The organism is Chryseobacterium carnipullorum, assembly GCF_900142785.1.
GTDB lineage: Bacteria > Bacteroidota > Bacteroidia > Flavobacteriales > Weeksellaceae > Chryseobacterium > Chryseobacterium carnipullorum.
In genome coordinates, this window is sequence record NZ_FRCD01000013.1 from 1 (window position 1) to 20926 (window position 20926).

The window sequence follows — 20926 nt, forward strand, 5'->3', positions numbered from 1 at the left end:
TTAATACATTCTAATTTGAAAGCAACGCTAAATTTTTCTTTTCTATACATAAAAAATGCCCCTAAAAAGTGTCTAACTTTTTGGGGGCAGTCCATATTTTCGGGATTTTTTGTGGTATTACATTGGACCTTGCTGGTCGTCTCCAGATGCATTGGAGTTAATATCTTTTTTCCTTTTAGGCTGTTCTACCTTCTCACCCTGTTTGAATCTGTAGGTAAGAGAAACGGAGAATTGCCTTGGTTGCCATTGCATATAAGAATCCCTTACACTATTAGCTGTATAAGTCGTAGATCTCATTGCTCGGGTATTAAAAATATCCTGAACGTTGAATGCTAAAGTTCCGTCACCTTTCCAAATGGTTTTAGAAGCACCGAGACTGATGGCATACATGTCTTTTCTATCCTGATAAGCCGTTTTCTGGCCCCCTCTGTAGAATCCTTGTAACTGGAAGCTGAATGTTTTATCCACTTTAATCGTTGAAGAAAGTCTTGCTCTTGTTGAAAAACCTTTACCATTAAAATCAGCAACCGCCTGAATAGGATTGCCATTTTTATCAAAGGTGTCATATAGTGTGCTTCCTTTCGTATTGTAACCAAAAAGATCTACATTTCCTAAGAATTTCAACCAACTTGTTGCATCCCAGTTGAAGTTTAAATCTAAACCGAAACGGTCATCTGTACCCAGGTTAATAGGTTTTGTATGAGATTCTATACGCTTTGGATTGATAATAACTCCATTTTCATCTGTAGCCAAAATATTGTACACTAACATTTTTGTGTCATCAGTCTGATGTCTGTAATATAGCGTAGGGTTAATCGTAAATTTCTTTTTTGAAATACTGTACCCAAATTCAAAAGAGTCTACATAGGATGGATTAAGATCAATGTTTCCGTCAAAAATATTTTGGTTATCATTATAACTCGGGTTAGGAATCATAAAGAATGATCTTGGACGGTCTATTCTTCTTGTGTAGTTTAATAGCAACTGATTATCCTTAGCGAATTCATAACTTAAATATACGCTTGGGAATAAGTTATTGTAATTTTTAGTAGTTGCAGGTACACTTTTCTTAGGGTCAAGGCTGACGTAATTAATATCTACATTCGACAATTCGTCTCTTACACCTACCTGATACCCTAATTTTCCGATTTTACTTTTGAATTGTAAATAAAAAGCATTAAAAGTCTCCTTATAGGTTGCATCGTAAGTGTATGGCTTAAGAAAATCTAATGGCTTTGTTGCGGTGCTTTCACGCACATCATTGCTATAATCATTGGTATTGATATCAATTCTATATCCTGCTTCTAATTTTGAATATTCACCAATAGGCAACTCATAATCAGCTTTACCAATAACAGATCTGTTCGTGGTATTTTGATTAATGATATCTTTCAAATTATCAATAGTATCATCAATATTGGTATCATTGTATGATCGGCTTCTCTGTAAACTTAATGATAATGATAAATTTTGTCCTTTATCATCAAATTTATGATCTAACCCAAAATCACCTTGAAAAGCGAGGTTGTTGTTTGTTCCGAAAGTACTTCTGTTTGATGTATAAAAAGGATTTTTAAAAGGAGTATAAAGATAATCAATATTTCCAAAATTTTCACTGTCAAAAGTTCTTACGGTTCCGGATGCATTTACTGAGGTTTTTTCAGAAATGTCATAAACGATACCTGCAGAAGCATTATAGTTGTTGTTTTTACTTTTAGTTTCAGAGTTCGTATTTCTTTGTACCAAATCATCATCTAATACGGCATTGTTAAAATAATCATCGTTTCTGCTGGTGTTTTTTGATTCCCTGTAACCTCCTCCGCCATTGAGAAACCATGTAAAGTTTCCTTTTCTCCAGTTAAGGTTGGCATTCAGGTTGGTTTGAGGAAGATATCCTAAAGTTCCGATCACACTCCCGTTGAAACCTGTCTTCTTGGTTTTCTTTAAAATAATATTCAGAATACCCGCTGTACCGCTTGCTTCAAATTTAGAAGAAGGGTTGGTAATCACTTCAATTCTGTCGATCTGGTCTGCAGGAATACTCTGAAGCGCATTGGCACCATCATCTATCCCAAGCAGGGCAGAAGGTTTTCCATTGATCAGAAATCTTACATTGGAACTTCCCCTCATAGAAACTGTACCGTCAGTATCCACAGAAACGGAAGGAACGTTCGAAAGGACATCCTGAAGATTCCCTCCTTTACTTACGATATCCTGAGAAGGATCATACGTTCTTTTGTCCAACTCTACCTTATAAGGTTTTGTAGCTGCAGCAGTGATCACAACTCCCTGGATTTCCTGAGTTTTATTACCGGCAGTACTTGTTGACTCAGCCTCTATAGACAAAGCTCCGATGTTTCCCGCGCCTGCAATGCTTTTATTAATAGTGCTCTTTTTGTAGTCGATGGCTTCTACAGTGATGTCGTAATTTCCAGCTGCTAATTCCAGTTTGTACTGTCCTTTTTCGTCGGTCAGCACAGCATCGCTTAACGATTTGTTCGTTTTATTGCTGAACGTCACCGAAGCATAAGGAACCGGTTGGTTGTTTTTGTTGACAATCATTCCCGTGACACCTGCTTTCTCCTGACCAAAAGCCATTACAGCGGCTGAAAGTACAAAAGTAAGGGCTAGCGTTTTTTTTGTGAAAATATTGACAATTTCCGTCTGATTCATAGGGTATTTTTTGTGTAAAATCGTGAAAGTATAACTGTTAATATTATGAAATTATGAATTGGGTTAATTTACAAAATATTAAAATTATGTATTGTTTATAGATGTATAAGTCGTATAAAAGTGTTAAAAGTTAATTGTGAAATTGTTAAAATAAAGTTAAATTTGGTTTTTATTTAATATTTTTTGAATTTAACCAGTCCTGGTAAGCTTTTGCATTGATGGCATGCTCTTCTGCACTGGCTGTGAATTTGTGGTAGCCAAGCCTTGCAGGATCGGCACACATAAATATATAATTGTTGTTTTCTGCATTTAATACAGCATCTACCGAGTTTTTATCTACCACACAGATGGGTCCCGGAGGGATTCCTGCATTGGCGTAAGTATTGTAAGGTGATGGTGTAGAAAGATGTTTATAAAACACCCTTTTGATCGGTTCCTTGAAATTAGTTTGCTTATTAATGGCATAAATTACCGTAGGATCGGACTGAAGTTTCATTCCTTTTCTATATCTGTTCAGATAGAGTCCTGCGATGGTTTTCATTTCATCTTTCTTGCCTCCCGATTCTTTATAAACAATAGAGGCCAGCGAATAGATCTGATCTCTGGTAAGCCCTGACTTTTGCTCCTTGTTTTTTCTTTCACTGGTCCAGAATTCATTGTATTGTTCATCAAACTTCTTGAAAAACTCCCTGGGACTTACCGTCCAGAAAAAATTATAAGTATCGATGAAGAAATACTTTTTTAAATCCTCTGCATTTTTATAGCCTTTTTCTACCGCTACCTGATTCAGATCATTCACAAAATGTAAAGAATCCAATTCAGTCTTTTTGGTTACTTTCCCGATCATCTGGTACATATCTCCGAAATCTCCGATTCTGAAACTGTTTTCAGCCTGATTTCCGGCCTTGATCATATTCACAAGTTTCGTGTTTCCTTCCCCCGATCGGAAATGGTAACGTCCCGGTTTAAAATATTTATCCAGATCTTTATCCCTGGCTACAGCCTCAAAAGCTTCCTTATCTTTTACATAGGGAGTCACGGAATCTAGAATTTGTTTGAAATCCGCTTTGTGGGGAATCAAAACGTAACCGTCTTTCTCCACATTGTTTCCATAATATTTATTATAAAATCTCAAACCAAAAAATCCTGCCGCCCCAAAAATAATGAGAGCGATAACGAGAACCGTTTTTTTCATTCTTAAAAAATTGATTAAAAGTTTGTTTTTAAATAAGATCTATTTTACCTCTAAAAACTTGCTTCGCAGGACCTTCCAACCAAATGTTTTGAAAAGAATTTCCGTTTTTCTCAGCATGAACCTTCAGATTTCCGCCTAAGGTTGTAACTTTTACAGAGATTAGATTATGTTTTTGCAGAAAAGTTAAAGCAGAAGCTGTAACTCCTGTTCCACAACTGAAAGTTTCGTCCTCAACGCCTCGTTCATAGGTTCTTACAAAGATTTCATCATCCGTAATTTTTTCAACAAAATTTACATTGATGCCTTTTTCTTTATACTTTTCTGAATTTCTTATGCTGTTTCCTTGTGCGAAAACATTGTAATTCACCAGATCTTCTACATATTTTACATAATGTGGAGATCCTGTATTCATCACCGTATCTTCTCCATCCATCGAAGTGGAGTCTACATCAATCATTTTTAATTTAATAACCCCATTATGGATCTCCGCTTCATGCTCTCCGTCAGTCGCAATGAATTTACATTTATCTTCAAATATATCAAGGAAGAAAGCAAAGGCTACCAGACATCTTCCGCCATTTCCACACATCGTGCTTTCGCCGCCATCTGAATTATAGTACACCATTTTGAAGTCATAATCCCCTTCGTTTTCCAAAAGGATGAGTCCGTCGGCGCCAATTCCAAAACGTCTGTCACATAGTTTTTCAATAAGATCTTTCTCCTTTGGAAATTGCAGATCCCGGTTGTCGATCATCACAAAATCATTTCCAGTCCCCTGATATTTATAAAATTCCATATTCTTTTAGTGTAAAATTAACGAGCAAAATTAATATATTTAAAATGAAAAACGAACAGTGTTAGCTGTTCGTTTTCTTATTTATAATCGTTTTATCTAAATCCACCTCCGCTGTTCTGCTGTCTTGTGGAACCGCTGTTCTGCTGGGGATTGGCTGGAGTACTTGTACTGCCTCTGAATCCGCCATTAGAAGATTCTGTTGATCGGGTAGTATTTCTGTTTTGGTTCTGATTAGACTGTTGTGTATTTCTGAAACCGCCACTGTTTTGATTATTCTGAGAGCCTTGGTTGTTCTGATAATTTCCGCTTTGATTTCTGAAGCCTCCGCTGTTCTGGTTGCTCTGTTGTCTTTGGTTGTTATTAGAATTGCTGTTATTCGGGTTTCTGAATCCGTTACCATTACCATTGTTACTTCCATCTACAGGCTGACCTCTGAAGCCATTACTCGGTCTCTGTGAAGTTACCGTAGTTCTCCTCTCTACATATACTTTTCTTCGGTTGTTTCCTGAATTGTAGTAATAATAAGGAATGCCGTTATCATAATAATAGTTGACGTCGTTTCTGTAATAGTAGCCGTCGTTTCCGTAATAACCACCATTTCCGTAATAACCGGAAGGAGCATAATAGGCTCCGTTATTATAATATGGATCTCCATAGCCATTGTTCGAATAGCCATCGCTGTAAGCTAAACATGATGACAAACTCGCAATAGCAACGATGCTGAGTGCTATTTTAAATAAATTTTTCATGACTTTATTGTATATTTTTTTCTTTTAAACTTTTTTTCCAATTGAGGTATCCAAGGATAGCCATTATAGTAAATACCAAATATTGAACCGAAGTGATTCCAAGCTCCTTAAAAATCATCATGGGGATGCATATAAAATCTCCGATAATCCAGAAAATCCAGTTCTCAATGCGCTGTCTGGCCATCAGCCACATTCCCACTAAAAATATAGAAGTTGTGATCACATCCAGCCAATTGGCCCAATCCAGATGATACAGTCCTAAGTTGGCGCCATCCATAGAAAAGTGATTGTCTATATAAGGTTTGTAATAGTAGATAAGCGTAACAAGAGCCATACTTAGTACAAAAAGAAATCCCGCGAACATTCTTTCTCTTCTTGTAGCCCAGCTTACATCCACATGAATATGATCTTTAGAGTTTTTTGACCACAAGATCCAGCCATAAATGCTCATGGCGGTATAGTATACATTGATCATACAGTCTCCCAACAGACCGAAATTAAAAAGAATGTATACATAAATCAACGTAGATATGATGCCTGTAGGGTAAACCCAGATATTCTTTTTAATTGAAAAATAGACGCTCAAAATTCCGAAAACCGTACCAGTAGCTTCCAGCAGAATTTGTACAGCGCTGTAGTTTTCATACGGCTTTACAAAAAGATCATATAAATTCATGCGATCAAAAATAAACAAAAATTAACACTTTTGGAAATAAATTAAATAAAGTGTAAATCAGTTTTTTAAATATTTTAATGTAAAATAAATCACGAAAGTTTGTCAATAAACGTTAAGGTTTGTAAAATTTTTATATTTTCGTAAATCTTTAATTAAATAAAAAAACATGTCTAAAATTTGGGTTAAGAAACCAATGAGTGCTTATGAAGCTGATATCAAAAAGAGCCAGCTGAAACGCGTTCTGGGTAAATGGAGCCTTACTGCTATCGGGATCGGAGCAATTATCGGAGGAGGAATTTTTGTACTTACAGGAACCGGTGCATATTATAATGCCGGGCCTGCACTGGCACTTTCATTTGTTATTGCAGGGATTGCCTGTGTATTTGCAGCACTTTGTTATGCAGAGTTTGCTTCCATTCTTCCGGTAGAAGGTTCAGCATATGCCTACGCGTATGGAACAGTAGGGGAAATTTTTGCATGGATCATTGGCTGGGGACTGATATTAGAATATGCTATGGGATCTATGACCGTTGCCGTATCCTGGTCAGGATATTTTGCCAAGCTCCTCAAGATGTTTGGATTGCATTTGCCAGCATATCTTACCTCAGATCCTCAGACTTATATTGCTGCAGGAAACTCAGGATTCTCAATGAATTTACCTGCGTTTTTGATCGTATTCTTTGTGATTTCTATTCTTGTAAGAGGAACGAAAGGTGCTGCTAAAGCGAATAATTTTATTGTAATACTTAAAGTTTCCGCGATTATCTTCGTGATTATTGCAGGAGCTTATATCATTTTAAATTCTGCTGATCCATTTAAAAACTGGATTCCTTTTATTCCTGAGCCTACAACCATTACAGAAAACGGAGTCTCACATTCCGCATATGGTCTCGCTGGAGTAGTAGCAGGAGCGTCCGCTATTTTCTTTGCTTATGTAGGTTTTGATGCCGTTTCTACTCAGGCAGGAGAGGCTATAAATCCTAAAAAAGACGTACCATTTGCCATCATCGCTTCATTGATTATCTGTACCCTTTTATATATTCTTGTTTCTCTGGTATTAACCGGAATGATGCATTATACAGACTTTAATCCTCTTGGAAAATATCCGGATGCGATCAAAGCTCCTGTTGCTTATGCATTTGATATTGCCGGATACGCCTGGGCTGGATACATTATTACCATTGCTGCTACAGTAGGATTAATTTCTGTATTGATGGTAATGATTATGGGACAGTCAAGAATTTTCTTAGGAATGTCTAAAGACGGGTTGATCCCGGCTACATTTTCAAAAGTAAACCCTAAAACAGGAGTACCGACAAAAAACCTTCTTATTTTGGGAGTCGTTATTGCGATTGTTGCTTCTCTTACGCCTATTAACGATCTGGCACATATGACGAGTTTCGGAACTTTATTTGCCTTCACAATGGTATGTGTAGCCGTTTGGGTATTGAGAGTGAAAGAACCTAATTTGCAGAGAAACTTTAAAGTTCCTGCTTTACCGGTCATTGCATGTTGTGGGATCGCAATCAATGTTTATCTGATCTTTAACCTGAGCAAGGAAGCACAGATGTATTCTTTCGCCTGGCTGATCATCGGATTTTTTGTTTACTTCCTGTACAGTAAAAAACACTCTAAACTTCAGAAAGGAGAATATGGTGAGACTTTTAAAGCAGAACAGGAGCCTTTAGAAAAACCTGATTTAGATTAAAAAAAATATACACTCAAAATCCGCAGTAATCTGCGGATTTTTTATTTTTGTTCATTATGAAAAAAACTTTTTCCATTTTATTTTTAAGTCTTGGACTGTTGGTGTTTTCACAGCAAATAGAAAGCTTTACCACGATTCTGAATGATAAGATAAGTATAAGAGCTCTTGAGGTTGATGGTGACAAGGTCTGGTATAGCGGAACAGATTCAAAGTTAGGGTTCGTTGATTTAAAAAAAATCAAAAATCAGAAACAGATCAGACTCTCTGAACTAAAGCTGCAGTTCAGAACTCTTGCTCAAGACAAAGATTCACTGTATGCTGTAAATATCGAAAGTCCGGCTTACTTTTATAAGATTGATAAGAAAAATTTAAAGTATCAACTTGTTTTTACTGATATGAGTAAGGCAGCATTTTATGATGCTTTTCATTTTGTGAATGAAAAACTGGCGTTCGCTTTTAGTGATACAGATGATAATAGATTGAAACTTACTAGGTATAAAAATGGAGAATGGAGTTTTTTTGAAAATAAAGTAAAATTAAATCCTGGTGAAGCCGCATTTGCAGCCAGTAATACCAATATCGCTTCAACAACAAAATATCTGTGGATTGCTACAGGAGGAAAATCTTCGCGAATTTTACGATTAAATTTTAAAACTGAAGAAATTGAAATCTTTAACACGCCTTTTATTCAGGGAGAGTCTTCTCAGGGAATGTATTCAATAGATTTTTACGATGATAAATTCGGCGTTGCAGTCGGGGGAGATTATACAAAACAAGAGGCCAATGTCGATAACATTGCAACAACATACGACGGTGGGCAAACCTGGCAAATACGAGCTTCAGGAAAGAATGCAGGCTATACGACCTGTGTGAAAATAAAACCTGGTTCGAAGGGTAAAGAAATGATATCAGTAGGAGATCAACATATCAGCTATTCTTTTGATTCCGGGAAAACATGGAAGAAAATTTCCGATGAAAAAGGTTTTTTTGTTTGCCGTTGGATCAATGGAAATACCATTGTTTTTGCAGGAAAAGACAGGATTTCTGTGATGAAATTGAAATTTTAATCCTTTAAAAATAGTAATGGCAACGGCTTGAATATCGCGTCCACTAACTTAACTATATCAGAATTTTAAATCTTACAAATAGAATTTATCATTCTTTGAAGGATCCCAGTAAAGACCGTATTTAGACTCATTATAAAATACAGGCTAATATATTTCATGGTTTAAAATTCATAAGGAATGGTTAATTTTGTACGGTGAAATTTTTTAGGCTAAATTTCATCCTTCGATAATATTTTAAATTTTGAAATGAATTCTTTAATAGATAAGTATAATATTCCCGGACCACGTTACACGTCTTATCCTACCGTTCCTTACTGGGATGAAACTACATTTTCGCCTGAAAAGTGGAAGGAGACGGTGATCAGGTCTTTTCATGAAAGTAATGCAGAGGAGGGGATTTCTATTTATATTCACCTGCCTTTCTGCGAGGCATTATGTACGTTCTGTGCCTGTCATAAGCGTATTACAAAACAACATAGCGTTGAAATTCCTTACCTCGAAAGTGTTTTAAAAGAGTGGAAACTTTATCTTGCTCTTTTTGAAGAAAGACCAAAGCTGAAAGAACTTCACCTGGGAGGGGGAACACCAACATTCTTTTCGCCCAAAAACCTGAAAACCTTACTGGAAGGAATCTTTGAAACGGTAGACATTGCAGAGCATCCAGAGTTTTCTTTTGAAGGACACCCCAATAATACAACAAGAGATCATCTTCAGACTTTATATGATCTTGGATTCAGAAGAGTGAGTTTCGGAGTTCAGGATTACGATCCTAAAGTTCAGAAAGCAATCAACAGAATCCAGCCTTTTGAGAATGTGAAAAATGTGACGGAATGGGCGAAGGAAATAGGGTACAGCGGAATCAGCCATGACCTTGTATTCGGACTTCCACACCAAACCTGGGACGCGATGGAACATACGATCAGAAAAACAATGGAACTGAAGCCGGACAGACTTGCATTTTATTCCTACGCACACGTTCCGTGGGTAAAAGGAGTAGGACAAAGAGGTTTTGATGAGAATGACCTGCCAAGTGGTGAAGAAAAACGCCGTTTGTATGAAGATGGGAAAAAACTGCTTCAGGATTTAGGATACATTGAGGTGGGAATGGACCATTTTTCTCTGGAACACGATGATCTGTACCAATCTCTGATTCATAAAAAACTTCACAGGAATTTTATGGGTTATACCTCAAGCAATACCCAATTGATGGTAGGCCTCGGTATGTCTGCCATTTCAGATTCCTGGTATGCGTTTGCCCAGAATGTCAAAACGGTGGAAGAATATCAGAAAATGGTAGAACAAGGAGAAATTCCTGTGGTAAAAGGTCATATTCTGAATGAAGAAGATCTTACCGTGAGAAGACATATCCTGAATCTCATGTGTCAGCTGGAAACCACATTTAATGATAAGAATTCATTCCCCGAACTGGAAAATGCATTTGAAATGCTGGAAGAAATGGAAAGGGATGAATTGGTGGAGATCTATGACAATCAGATTAAGATCACAGAAAAAGGAAGAGCATTTACGAGAAATGTCGCCATGGTTTTTGATCTCAGAATGATGAGGAACAAACCCGAAACGAGAATTTTCTCTATGACGATATAAAATAAAGCGGTTCAGGTTGAACCGCTTTTTTATTGAAAATGGATAGAATTTCTACAACTAATAGTTTCAGGATTGAGTAAAAGTGTTATTCAATAATAAGTTTCTGACTATAAGATTTTACATCTCCTGATTTGAGGATAAGATAATAAGCTCCGGCAGGAATTCCCGTAATATCTACACTGCCATCATTTTCGATTTTCACACTATCCAAAACGATTTTTCCTTCCGTGCTGATAAGTCCGGCGGTACTTTTATTTTTGCCGTCTGCAAAACCTTCAATAAATACTTTTTCAGAAGCCGGATTAGGATAAAGCCTGATGGAAGGCTGGCGGCTTAATTCTTCCGTTCCCAGAGTGCCGGTGGTGATTTTAAATATTTTTCCACTTGTAACTGCAGCTACAAAAAGCTCTTTCTGAGAATTCTGTCCAAATGTAGAAAAATTATTTCCTGTACTTGCAGTGCTCCAAACGATAGAATTATCCGGATTTAACATTCCAATTTGGGTAGAGCAGTAGTCTGCAAAGAAATATTTCCCCTGAAGGGAAGGATATTGCGTTCCTCTGTAGACATAACCTCCCGTGATAGAGCATTTTCCTCCGGAGTGATCATAGACCGCAACCGGGAAAGTCATGGTGCCCATCGCAGCACATCCTGATGTATTGTAGGCATTATTGCCTTCGTAACAGCGCCATCCGTAATTGACTCCGGCTTGCGTCACAGGGATTTTATTAATTTCTTCAATGGCTCCCTGACCTACATCTGCAATCATTGCATTTCCTGTGGTAGTATCAAATGAGAATTTCCAGGCATTTCTAAGTCCGTAGGCCCAGATTTCATCAGCTCCGTCAATTGCTCCGGCAAATGGATTTCCGGCAGGAATAGTATACGGTCCGGTTGCATTGACATCAATTCTTAGCATTTTTCCCAAAAGTGAATTTTTATTTTGAGAGTTGTTGTTAGGATCTCCGCCACTTCCGCCATCTCCTGTAACGATCCAAAGATTTCCATCCGGAGCGAAATGAATACTTCCTCCATTGTGATTGTCAAAAGGCTTTGGAATGTTCAGTAAAATCTTTTCCGTCGCAGGATCTGCAATGTCTGGATTCGTAGGACTTACAGAATACCTTGCTACGATAATATTTCCCGCAGTATTGTTATAATAAACAAAGAAATATCCATTCGTGGAATACTGCGGATGAAAGGCAAGACCCAAAAGACCTCTTTCTCCACCATACAAAACTTTGGAACTGATATTCATAAAATCAGCCCCGTTAATCGTTCCGTTGGGTTGGATAATTTTGATAATTCCGTTCTGCTGGACCACGAAAAGCCGGGTGTCATTGGCGTTTGTAATTTCGACGGGACTGGTAAGCCCGGAAGCAAATTCAACTAAATTAATGCTTTGAGCATTAGCAATTAAAGAAGAAAAGATGCTTAAGGTAAAAAATAGTTTTTTCATAATATTTTGATATTTAGTGTATTGATAAATGAATGAAAATTTTATACCAATCAGGATTTGAAAATTTCATTACGATATGTAAGAAAAATTATTAAATCTTAAATAGAAATTAAAACCCGGATATATCTGAAAATAAACCATTTCTGCTGTTAAAAAATTCATAAAATAATAATAAAATCATTATATTTGCCGACTTAATTTAACGTAGTTATAACAAAATGCAAGGAAAAGGACTTATTACAATTGTTGCTATTGTACTAGGGTTAATTTGCTTAAATGAGCTATTACCAACTTGGTACGCCAGCAAAATTGAAAGGCAGGCGACTGCTGTTGCAGGAGACAATCCGGAAAAGTATCAGAAAGAACTTTTAAGACTTTCTAAAGATACTTTGAACCTGGGATTCACAAAACTTTATTACACTAAAGCCAAAGACAAGGAAATGAAACTTGGTCTTGACTTGAAAGGTGGGATCAACGTTCTTTTGGAAATTAACCAAAGAGACTTGGTGAATGATTTAACCAATTATTCCACAAATCCTGTGCTTATCGAGGCTTTAAACAAGACAGATGAAGTTCAGAAGAATTCTACAAAATCTTATATTGATAATTTCTTTGATCAGTTCGAGGCGATCAATAAAGCGAAAGGAACCAACCTTAAGCTTGCCGATCCGGAACTTTTCGGAAATACCAATTTGTCAGAGATCAAGTACAATACGTCTGATGATCAGGTAAAAAGTATCATCAAAAGAAGAATTGATCTTTCTGTAGGTACAGCGTTCGAGGTCATCAGAACCAGAATCGATAAAATGGGTGCGGTGCAGCCAAACGTTCAGAGAGTACCGGGTACGGCAAGAATTTCTGTTGAAATGCCTGGTATGAAGGATATCGACAAAGTGAAGAAAATGCTTCAGACTTCCGCAAAACTTCAGTTCTGGGAAGTACAGCAGGTTCCTGAAATTGCCCCTTATTTCCAGACATTGACTACCATGGTGGCAATCAAAGGTGATTCTATGGGAGTTGCGAAGAATACCAACTTCATGAATCTTTTAAACCTTGACAAATTAAGATCAAACGGTGTTGCAAGTGTAAAACTTTCAGATACTGCTGCGGTAAACAAAATTTTGAGCAGCAAAGTAGGTCAGTCATTGCGTCCTGCCAACATTAAATATACTCAGTTCATGTGGGGTTACAAGCCTGAAGCTACAGATGCTCAAAGTTTAGTATTGTATGCGATCAGAGGTAACATCAACCAGAAAGCTCCGGTAGACGGTGCTGTTGAAACTGCAAGCATTGGCTATGATGAGCTAAGCAGAGTAGTAGTAGACATGCAAATGGATTCTAAAGGGGCTAAAGAATGGAAAACATTAACAGAGAAAAACGTAGGTAAGCCAGTAGCGGTAACGTTAGATGGCAGAGTATATACGGCACCAAATGTGGTGGGCGCTATTCCTAACGGTAGAACTCAGATCTCCGGTAACTTCTCTCAGGAAGAAGCTAAAGAACTGGTAGACGTTTTAGGAGCAGGTAAATTACCGGCAGGAGCAAAAGTAGTTCAGGCTACAGTAGTAGGACCTTCATTAGGACAGGAGTCTATTGATGCAGGTGTTATTTCATTTGCCATTGCCTTCCTGATTATTATTGTTTATATCATTTTCTATTACGGTGGAGCAGGGATCTACGCAGTAATTGCAATGATTATTAACTTATTCTATATTTTCGGAATTATGGATTCCGGAGACTTTACTTTAACACTTCCTGGTATCGCCGGTATTGTTCTTACGATGGCCATGGCGGTCGATACGAACGTAATCATTTACGAAAGAACGAAGGAAGAATTATTCGCAGGAAAAAGCATTTTAGAAGCTTATAAAGATGGTTTCAAACATGCATTAAGTGCAATTGTTGATGGTCACTTAACAACTTTACTGACAGCGGGTGTACTTTTCTTATTCGGAACAGGACCTATTAAGGGATTTGCTTTGACTTTAGGAATTGGTATATTAATGACATTCTTTACTTCTGTATTGCTTTCAAGAGTAATGATCTTCTCAAGACTGAACAAAGGAAAACACCTTTCTGTTTGGACAGCTCCAACGAAGAACCTATTCAGAAATACCTGGATCGATTTTATCGGAAAGAGAAAATATGCCTATATCATTTCTGGTATTTTAACAGTGGTGTGTGTTGCATCCATTGCGATCCACGGATTCAAATACGGAATCGACTTTACAGGAGGTAGAAACTATGTGGTAAGATTTGATAAAGCTGTAAACGCTGAAGATATTGAACAGAACTTAGTAAAAATATTCAAAACTGAAGATGGTAAAAACTCTTCTGTTGAAGCTAAGACTTTTGGAAATGACAGACAATTAAAGATTTCTACCGATTACCTTATCGAGGATGAATCTTTAAAAGCTGACCAGACGGTAGAACAGAAATTATACGAAGGATTAAAATCAAACTTACCTGCGAATACGACTTTGCGTGATTTCAAATCTGCAGACAAAGAACACGCAGGAATTATTTCTTCTGAGAAAGTAGGACCTACAGTAGCAGATGATATCCAGACTCACGGTATCCTTGCGGTAGTAGCTGCTTTGGCAGGAATCTTTATCTATATCTTGTTAAGATTTAGAAAATGGCAATTCTCATTGGGTGCTGTTGTGGCATTATTCCATGATGCGGTAATTATTTTAGGAGCTTATTCATTGCTTCATAAATTTATGCCGTTCAACATGGAGATCAATCAGGATTTCGTTGCAGCGATTCTTACCGTATTGGGATATTCAATCAATGATACCGTTATTATCTTCGATAGAATCAGAGAGTATCTGAGAGAGAAGAAATCTCTTACATTGGCTGGATTATTTGATGACTCTATCTCTAGTACGTTAGGTAGAACCTTCAATACTTCATTCACAACAATCCTTGTAATTTTAGCCATCTTCATCTTCGGTGGAGACAACTTGAGAGGATTTATGTTTGCAATGCTGATTGGTATTGGATTCGGTACTTACTCATCTATCTTTATTGCATCGGCTATCGCGTATGACTTCCTTAAAACAGGAAAAGAAGACGAGGTGCACGGTAAAACGACAAGTACAAAAGAAGTACTTGCTTCAAAATAAGATCAACTACAATAAATAAGTAAAGGCTGTTTCGAAAGAAACGGTCTTTTTTTTGTTCACAAATCCGGGATACGAGTTACAAGGTCCGGTTTATGCGATCAGATTTAATGTACTTTGGATTAGAATTTAAAAATTTAATACTTAAAGTTCAAAGTTTGAATTTATATTTACAAGTCTGATATCTAATATCATATGTCTTACCATTTGTCTTTCAATTCTCTTCCAAAGTCGAAATTTAGAACCATTATATTTCAGATTTGATTAATTTTGCAGCATTATGAAAAACTCAAATAAAAAAGCGGCCATCAGCTTTATATTTATAACCTTACTGATTGACATCACAGGGTGGGGAATCATTATTCCTGTTGTTCCCAAATTAATTGAGGAACTTATTCATGCCGATATCAGTGAAGCAGCGAAATATGGTGGCTGGCTTGGTTTTGCATATGCATTTACCCAGTTTATTTTTTCTCCTGTTGTGGGAAATCTGAGTGACAAATACGGAAGGCGGCCTATTATTTTGATCTCTCTTTTTGGATTTGCTGTAGATTATATTTTCCTTGCCCTTGCGCCAACCATCTGGTGGCTCTTCCTCGGAAGGATTATTGCCGGGCTCACCGGAGCCAGTGTAACAACAGCAAGTGCCTACATTGCCGATATTTCCACAGATGAAGACAGAGCCAAAAATTTTGGTCTTATCGGTGCTGCATTCGGGCTTGGTTTTATTATAGGACCAGTGCTGGGGGGGCTTTTAGGACATTACGGAGCCAGGGTACCTTTCTATGCAGCAGCAGGTCTATGTCTTTTAAATTTCCTGTACGGGTATTTTGTTCTGCCGGAGAGTTTGGACAAAGATAAAAGAAGGGAATTCGACTGGAAACGAGCCAATCCTGTCGGTTCATTTAAATTTTTAGGTAAACATCCTGAAATTTCAGGATTGATCTTTGCTCTTATTTTAATTTATATTGCAGGACATGCGGTACAGAGTAACTGGAGTTTTTTCACGATGTATAAATTCAGCTGGACCGAAAGAATGGTCGGGATTTCATTAGGAGTCGTGGGCCTTTTGGTCGGTTTGGTTCAGGGAGTTCTGATCCGCTGGACAACTCCGAAGCTGGGAGAGCAGAAAAGTATTTATTACGGATTGGCTCTGTATGCATTGGGAATGTTGCTCTTTGCTTTTGCTTCGGAAGGCTGGATGATGTTTGTGTTTCTCATTCCTTACTGTTTGGGAGGAATTTGTGGACCGGCACTTCAGTCGGTGATCACGAAAAGTGTTCCTTCCAATGAGCAGGGAGAACTTCAGGGCGCATTGACCAGTTTAATGAGTGCAACTTCCATCATCGGACCGCCATTGATGACCAATCTTTTTTACTATTTTACACATGATGAGGCACCGTTTGAGTTTTCAGGAGCACCGTTCTTTCTTGCATTTATTTTAATGGCTATAAGCGTGGTAATGACCTATAATGCCTTTAAGAAAGAGAATAAAAATGTGATCAAAAAACTGTAAATAGATAAATCATTCCTGGCCAGCCTTAACAGTTCTGTTTTTGGAAAAAATTAAAAAATAAAACAGGGAAGCCATAAATGCTTCCCTGTTTTATTGAAAAAATCTAATAATGTGTTGAAAATTTTTACGGATAAAGTGATTTGGTACCATTACTTACCACATTACTTCCCAGTCCCGAAAAAGATACAGAAAAGTTACTGCTGTTAAAGCTTAAGGAACCTGTAGGCGTACACAATCCAAGTGCATATCTGCATTGTCCGTAGGCACCGGTTCTCTTGGTTACTTTACTTTCACTTTTAGCTTTACCTAAGCTGATATTTCCCCAGTCGCTTACATCAACATTAGAAACGCTGGAACCCGAATAATAGATCGTGATCTTATATCCTATTTCACCTCTTTTAGAACCCCAAAGCCAATTGGCCGTCCACCATTCTTTAAACCATTTAGAAGATACTTTAGCCTGAGATTCATTAGAAGAAACCTCAGAATTTCCTCTTGCATCCATCATAACAAGTCCGGCAAATACATTATCCCAGATAATCCCGGACTCATTATAAAAGCAAAGAGACGTAAATGTTTCTCCTTTATAGTTCCACGAAATTTCAAGAAGATCAGTCCCTGTTTTGATCTGCTCAGAAGCTGATTCTTTAAGGCCTTTTTGAGCTTCTGTCAATTGATCTCCGGAAAACAATACTCCGATTTTTCCAACTTTTACGGTTTCAGGATCAAGGATATTTCCTTCAGCGACAAATTGTTCTTTGTCAGAAATCAACTCCTGAGAGATTTCAATCCCTTTCTGTGTAGAAATTTTCCCTAAAATAGTAATGCCCGTGATCTGCAGATCATTTTTCAGATACTGTTCAAGGTTTTTCTTAGAATCACTGATCTGGATCTGTACATTCTCCGGAATCGTCTTCAATCCGGGGGTAATTTCCTTTTTCAGATCAGCTGTTGATGACTTAGATACAGTAGAATCCTGAATCATTTCACTGTTGTCGTCCTGACATGCAGTAAGCGTTAATACCGATATCACGGCAAAAAGCTTGAAAGTAGTAACAAGTTTTTTCATAGTGCAATATTTAATGGTTTTGTGTCTACTAAATATAAGAAAATTCATCATAAATCCCATTTATTTGAATTAAATATTTGTGAACTGAATGTTGTAGTGAAGTTAAAAGAGTAGAGAGGTAAGATCTCAGATTTCAGATATGAGATGTCAGACATCGGATAGTAGATATTGGGCCTTACATAATTCACTCCACAACAGGCAACGCTCCAGCCCATTTACCCTCTCAATCAAGCCTTCCAGCCCGGAAAAGTCCTAAAATCTTAAAATTTGTTTAAAATTTTAGTTTACTGCGAAATAAATGTATAATCTTTCGTAATTTTACCTCATGGAATTAAGCATTGGAGAAATGGCACTGATCGCGATAGCGATTGTTGTATTATTCGGTCCGGATAAGCTTCCTCAGATAGCACGTGATTTAGGCTCAGGTGTAAGAAAAATGCGCGGCGCAGTGGAAGACATTAAAACTGAGATCATGAAGGAAACTGATAATCCGGTTTCTGAGATCAAGCGTGAAATTGAGAAGGTAAAAGATGCAGCAAAAGATTTCAATCCTATGAAGGATATTGAAAAAGATGTTGTAAAGGAACCTTTAGCAACTAATGAACCTCCAAAAATAAAGCCTGCCGACGATGAGACCTACGAAGGGCCTGTAAGCAGATAATTCATGGAGGAGATCATTCAGGAAGATAAAAAGGTATTTCTGTACCTTAATAATTTGGGCGATACTTCTTTCGACCAACTGTGGATGCTCATTTCCAGTACATGGATCTGGGTGCCTCTGTATATTATATTTCTTTACTTTTTATACAAAAATTACAAACTAAAATCTTTAGTTTTCATCCTTATATTTATTGCTCTGGGAGCTACCGTTTCAGATCAGCTCGCCAGTATTTTCAAATACGGCGTCGCCAGACTCAGACCATGTCATGATCCCAGTTTGGAACATTATATGAGGATTGTAAAATGTGGAGGACAATACGGGTTTTATTCTGCCCATGCTTCCAACACATTCTTTTTAGCCGCTTATTTAAGTATTTTATTGAAAAAGAAGCTCAATTGGTTTCCATATGCTATATTTGTATGGGCTGTAGTAGTTTCTTACAGCCGAATATATTTAGGAGTACATTTCCCGATAGATATTTTGGTGGGGGCGTTTGTTGGATCTTTATTGGGAGTGATATTTGGAGTACTCGCCAAAAAAGTCATCAACAAACAAACTATAACTTCATGAAAAAAACTTTATTACTCGCAGCATTAATATGCTCCTCATTCAGTCTTTACGCACAGGATAAGAAAATAGCCGAAGAATGCTTTAAAAAAGCAGACTATAAATGTGCAGAAGAACAATATACCAAACTGGCAGAAAAAGAACAGATTCAAAAGTATCAGTCTGAATATTACAACAGTCTTGGTACAGCTCAGAGAAGGTTAGGAAAGACGGCATTAGCTTTGAAATCTTATGAATTTGCTTTGAAAGCCAATCCTTTATCAGCTCCGGTATATGCTAATCTTGCTTCGCTCAACAGTCAGAAAGGAAACAAAACAAAAGCGTTGGAATATATTTCCAAAGGACTTTCGATTGATTCTGAAAATCCCGAATTTTACCTCACCCGCTCCAAGATCTACGACAGTCAGGGCAAAAAAGAGCTCGCGATTAAAGACCTTAAGCAGATCCTTACGTTTGCTCCGGATAATATTTATGCAAAAACAGGACTGGCAAATCTGAAGAAAAACAGCGGTGACCTGGACGGCGCTTTAAAAGATTACAACCAGCTGATTTCCGAGAAACCGGAATCACTTCTTTATAATGGAAGGGCAGACGTTTATTTCAAAATGAAAAAGCCTAAGGAAGCCCTTACAGACGTTAACAAAGCAATTTCCATCGATCCTAAATTTGCGCAGTCGTATGTTACCAAAGCACTGGTTTTATTTGATACGGCGAAACCTAAGGAAGCCTGTGAAAATCTTAATAAAGCAGTAAGTTTAGGCTATGAAAAAGTGGTGCTGGCAGATTATTATACGAAATGTACGGTAAAATAATCTTATTTTGATCGTCCGTTTTTTTGCGAAAACCAATTTTAACCATAAAACTAAATAGATTTTATTCTCAGTTTTAATTATTTTGAACCCCATAAAGATATAGAGATGTTGAATATTGTTCTTGTAGAACCCGAAATACCCAACAATACAGGTAATATAGGACGATTATGTGTAGGAACAGAGAGTAAATTGCACTTGGTTCACCCGTTTGGATTTGTGATCAATGATAAGAACCTGAAAAGATCCGGCCTGGATTATTGGGTGCATCTTGATGTTACCGAATATGCCAATGTGGAGGAGTGGATAAAAAGTATTCCTGATCCGTCGCGTGTTTTCTTAATGAGTTCCCATGCTGAAAAATCATATCTGGAAAACGATTTTCAGGATGGCGACTGGCTGGTTTTTGGAAAAGAGAGTGTGGGGTTGAGTAAGGATGTTCTGGATCAGTTCCAAAATCATTTGACCATTCCGATGTCCAAATTAATCCGAAGCTTTAATATTGCCAATTCTGTAGCATTTGTCATTGGTGAAGCCAAAAGGCAGATTGGTGTAAAGGGTTAGCAGTCAATTACGGTTTTGAAAACCGGTAATTTTAGTCATTATGATAGGGTTTCCCCTGTAAAATCTGATCAGCCCGGTACAGCTGTTCAACAATAAATAAACGGATCATCTGATGCGTGAATGTCATTTTAGATAATGACATTTTTTCGTTGGCTCTGTTATAAATCTCTTCTGAAAAACCATAGGCACCTCCAATCAGGATATGGACTTTTTTTACTGATGAATTCATCCAGTTATCAATTTTCTGGGCAAATTCGCGGCTGGTGAACTGTTTTCCTTTTTCGTCAAGAATTACCACCAGGTCATTTTTATCAATATGATTGAAGAACAGCTTTGCTTCTTCCTTCTTCAAAAGGTCCGGCGAAAGATTTTTTGCATTTTTCACATCAGGAATTTCAGTGATTTCAAAATTCCAGTGTTTGGGAAGTCTGGTAAGATAATAACTGATCAGAGAAGTAATCTCTTTGTCATCTGTTTTGCCGATACAAAGTAAGCCGATTCGCATGTGTAGAAAATTTCAAAGGGCAAAGATACCAATTTTACAGGTGAAAATAAATGAATAAGGATGAAAGCCGGACCTGAAATGTTAAAATAGGGAGCACTTTTCATTTTTAAGGTTTTTAATATTTTGCTCATTTAATTTTAAAATCTGTTTATTTTGGATGGATTCTATTGGTTGAGCAGCCT

At 37.3% G+C, this 20926-nt stretch carries 17 protein-coding genes; 9 read left to right on the forward strand and 8 right to left on the reverse strand.

Features of this window, described 5'->3' with window-relative positions; all coding sequences use genetic code 11:
* Positions 1-117 precede the first annotated feature (117 nt).
* From BUC06_RS14750 to pnuC, 5 genes are all read right to left on the reverse strand, one after another.
* A complete protein-coding gene (locus BUC06_RS14750; RefSeq protein WP_073334787.1) occupies positions 118-2673 on the reverse strand; it encodes a TonB-dependent receptor domain-containing protein in 2556 nt (851 codons plus the stop codon).
* Between the two features lie 169 nt (positions 2674-2842).
* On the reverse strand, positions 2843-3868 hold the full coding sequence (gene mltG / locus BUC06_RS14755; RefSeq protein ID WP_073334788.1) for an endolytic transglycosylase MltG: 1026 nt from the start codon (positions 3866-3868) through the stop codon (positions 2843-2845).
* Positions 3869-3896: 28 nt separating this feature from the next.
* Positions 3897-4664, reverse strand: a complete 768-nt coding sequence (gene dapF / locus BUC06_RS14760) for a diaminopimelate epimerase (RefSeq protein ID WP_073334789.1) — start codon at positions 4662-4664, stop codon at positions 3897-3899.
* A 92-nt stretch (positions 4665-4756) separates the two neighbouring features.
* Positions 4757-5413, reverse strand: coding sequence for a hypothetical protein (locus tag BUC06_RS14765; RefSeq protein ID WP_073334790.1), 657 nt, complete (start codon positions 5411-5413; stop codon positions 4757-4759).
* Positions 5414-5417: 4 nt separating this feature from the next.
* Entirely contained in the window at positions 5418-6089 is a 672-nt protein-coding gene (gene pnuC / locus BUC06_RS14770) for a nicotinamide riboside transporter PnuC (protein WP_073334791.1), read from the reverse strand.
* Between the two features lie 166 nt (positions 6090-6255).
* Between pnuC and BUC06_RS14775 the strand changes: the two genes are divergently transcribed.
* The 3 genes from BUC06_RS14775 to hemN all read left to right on the forward strand — a co-directional run bounded on the left by BUC06_RS14775 (position 6256) and on the right by hemN (position 10469).
* Entirely contained in the window at positions 6256-7797 is a 1542-nt protein-coding gene (locus BUC06_RS14775; protein ID WP_073334792.1) for an APC family permease, read from the forward strand.
* 56 nt (positions 7798-7853) lie between these two features.
* Positions 7854-8864: a WD40/YVTN/BNR-like repeat-containing protein gene (locus BUC06_RS14780; RefSeq protein WP_073334793.1), complete on the forward strand. Its 1011-nt coding sequence runs from the start codon at positions 7854-7856 to the stop codon at positions 8862-8864.
* 246 nt (positions 8865-9110) lie between these two features.
* Positions 9111-10469 carry an oxygen-independent coproporphyrinogen III oxidase gene (gene hemN / locus BUC06_RS14785; RefSeq protein WP_073334794.1) on the forward strand — a complete coding sequence of 453 codons (1359 nt, stop codon included), beginning with the start codon at positions 9111-9113 and terminating at the stop codon, positions 10467-10469.
* An 85-nt stretch (positions 10470-10554) separates the two neighbouring features.
* Here the strand turns inward: hemN and BUC06_RS14790 are convergent, their stop codons facing one another.
* On the reverse strand, positions 10555-11928 hold the full coding sequence (locus BUC06_RS14790; protein ID WP_073334795.1) for a PQQ-dependent sugar dehydrogenase: 1374 nt from the start codon (positions 11926-11928) through the stop codon (positions 10555-10557).
* A 218-nt stretch (positions 11929-12146) separates the two neighbouring features.
* Here BUC06_RS14790 and secD point away from each other — a divergent pair, with 218 nt between their 5' ends.
* Positions 12147-15056 (forward strand): protein translocase subunit SecD, encoded by a 2910-nt coding sequence (gene secD, locus BUC06_RS14795; RefSeq protein ID WP_073334796.1) that lies wholly within the window; start codon positions 12147-12149, stop codon positions 15054-15056.
* Between the two features lie 277 nt (positions 15057-15333).
* On the forward strand, positions 15334-16569 hold the full coding sequence (locus BUC06_RS14800; RefSeq protein WP_073334797.1) for a TCR/Tet family MFS transporter: 1236 nt from the start codon (positions 15334-15336) through the stop codon (positions 16567-16569).
* Between the two features lie 124 nt (positions 16570-16693).
* Here the strand turns inward: BUC06_RS14800 and BUC06_RS14805 are convergent, their stop codons facing one another.
* On the reverse strand, positions 16694-17638 hold the full coding sequence (locus BUC06_RS14805) for a hypothetical protein (RefSeq protein ID WP_073334798.1): 945 nt from the start codon (positions 17636-17638) through the stop codon (positions 16694-16696).
* 325 nt (positions 17639-17963) lie between these two features.
* Between BUC06_RS14805 and BUC06_RS14810 the strand changes: the two genes are divergently transcribed.
* The 4 genes from BUC06_RS14810 to BUC06_RS14825 all read left to right on the forward strand — a co-directional run bounded on the left by BUC06_RS14810 (position 17964) and on the right by BUC06_RS14825 (position 20239).
* Positions 17964-18299, forward strand: a complete 336-nt coding sequence (locus BUC06_RS14810) for a Sec-independent protein translocase subunit TatA/TatB (RefSeq protein WP_073334799.1) — start codon at positions 17964-17966, stop codon at positions 18297-18299.
* Positions 18300-18302: 3 nt separating this feature from the next.
* Entirely contained in the window at positions 18303-18869 is a 567-nt protein-coding gene (locus BUC06_RS14815; protein WP_073334800.1) for a phosphatase PAP2 family protein, read from the forward strand.
* Positions 18866-19678, forward strand: coding sequence for a tetratricopeptide repeat protein (locus tag BUC06_RS14820; protein ID WP_073334801.1), 813 nt, complete (start codon positions 18866-18868; stop codon positions 19676-19678). The genes BUC06_RS14815 and BUC06_RS14820 overlap by 4 nt, the downstream gene beginning before the upstream one ends.
* A gap of 105 nt (positions 19679-19783) precedes the next feature.
* Entirely contained in the window at positions 19784-20239 is a 456-nt protein-coding gene (locus tag BUC06_RS14825; protein ID WP_073334802.1) for a tRNA (cytidine(34)-2'-O)-methyltransferase, read from the forward strand.
* A 31-nt stretch (positions 20240-20270) separates the two neighbouring features.
* Here BUC06_RS14825 and BUC06_RS14830 read toward each other — a convergent pair whose 3' ends face one another.
* Positions 20271-20744, reverse strand: coding sequence for a 23S rRNA (pseudouridine(1915)-N(3))-methyltransferase RlmH (locus BUC06_RS14830; RefSeq protein WP_073334803.1), 474 nt, complete (start codon positions 20742-20744; stop codon positions 20271-20273).
* Between the last annotated feature and the right edge of the window lie 182 nt (positions 20745-20926).

What these genes read in the sequence shown, in the direction of transcription:
- BUC06_RS14750 (WP_073334787.1), bottom strand. Translation starts at nt 2,673, where the DNA reads ATGAATCAGACGGAAATTGTCAATATTTTCACAAAAAAAACGCTAGCC.
- mltG (WP_073334788.1), bottom strand. Translation starts at nt 3,868, where the DNA reads ATGAAAAAAACGGTTCTCGTTATCGCTCTCATTATTTTTGGGGCGGCA.
- dapF (WP_073334789.1), bottom strand. Translation starts at nt 4,664, where the DNA reads ATGGAATTTTATAAATATCAGGGGACTGGAAATGATTTTGTGATGATC.
- BUC06_RS14765 (WP_073334790.1), bottom strand. Translation starts at nt 5,413, where the DNA reads ATGAAAAATTTATTTAAAATAGCACTCAGCATCGTTGCTATTGCGAGT.
- pnuC (WP_073334791.1), bottom strand. Translation starts at nt 6,089, where the DNA reads ATGAATTTATATGATCTTTTTGTAAAGCCGTATGAAAACTACAGCGCT.
- BUC06_RS14775 (WP_073334792.1), top strand. Translation starts at nt 6,256, where the DNA reads ATGTCTAAAATTTGGGTTAAGAAACCAATGAGTGCTTATGAAGCTGAT.
- BUC06_RS14780 (WP_073334793.1), top strand. Translation starts at nt 7,854, where the DNA reads ATGAAAAAAACTTTTTCCATTTTATTTTTAAGTCTTGGACTGTTGGTG.
- hemN (WP_073334794.1), top strand. Translation starts at nt 9,111, where the DNA reads ATGAATTCTTTAATAGATAAGTATAATATTCCCGGACCACGTTACACG.
- BUC06_RS14790 (WP_073334795.1), bottom strand. Translation starts at nt 11,928, where the DNA reads ATGAAAAAACTATTTTTTACCTTAAGCATCTTTTCTTCTTTAATTGCT.
- secD (WP_073334796.1), top strand. Translation starts at nt 12,147, where the DNA reads ATGCAAGGAAAAGGACTTATTACAATTGTTGCTATTGTACTAGGGTTA.
- BUC06_RS14800 (WP_073334797.1), top strand. Translation starts at nt 15,334, where the DNA reads ATGAAAAACTCAAATAAAAAAGCGGCCATCAGCTTTATATTTATAACC.
- BUC06_RS14805 (WP_073334798.1), bottom strand. Translation starts at nt 17,638, where the DNA reads ATGAAAAAACTTGTTACTACTTTCAAGCTTTTTGCCGTGATATCGGTA.
- BUC06_RS14810 (WP_073334799.1), top strand. Translation starts at nt 17,964, where the DNA reads ATGGAATTAAGCATTGGAGAAATGGCACTGATCGCGATAGCGATTGTT.
- BUC06_RS14815 (WP_073334800.1), top strand. Translation starts at nt 18,303, where the DNA reads ATGGAGGAGATCATTCAGGAAGATAAAAAGGTATTTCTGTACCTTAAT.
- BUC06_RS14820 (WP_073334801.1), top strand. Translation starts at nt 18,866, where the DNA reads ATGAAAAAAACTTTATTACTCGCAGCATTAATATGCTCCTCATTCAGT.
- BUC06_RS14825 (WP_073334802.1), top strand. Translation starts at nt 19,784, where the DNA reads ATGTTGAATATTGTTCTTGTAGAACCCGAAATACCCAACAATACAGGT.
- BUC06_RS14830 (WP_073334803.1), bottom strand. Translation starts at nt 20,744, where the DNA reads ATGCGAATCGGCTTACTTTGTATCGGCAAAACAGATGACAAAGAGATT.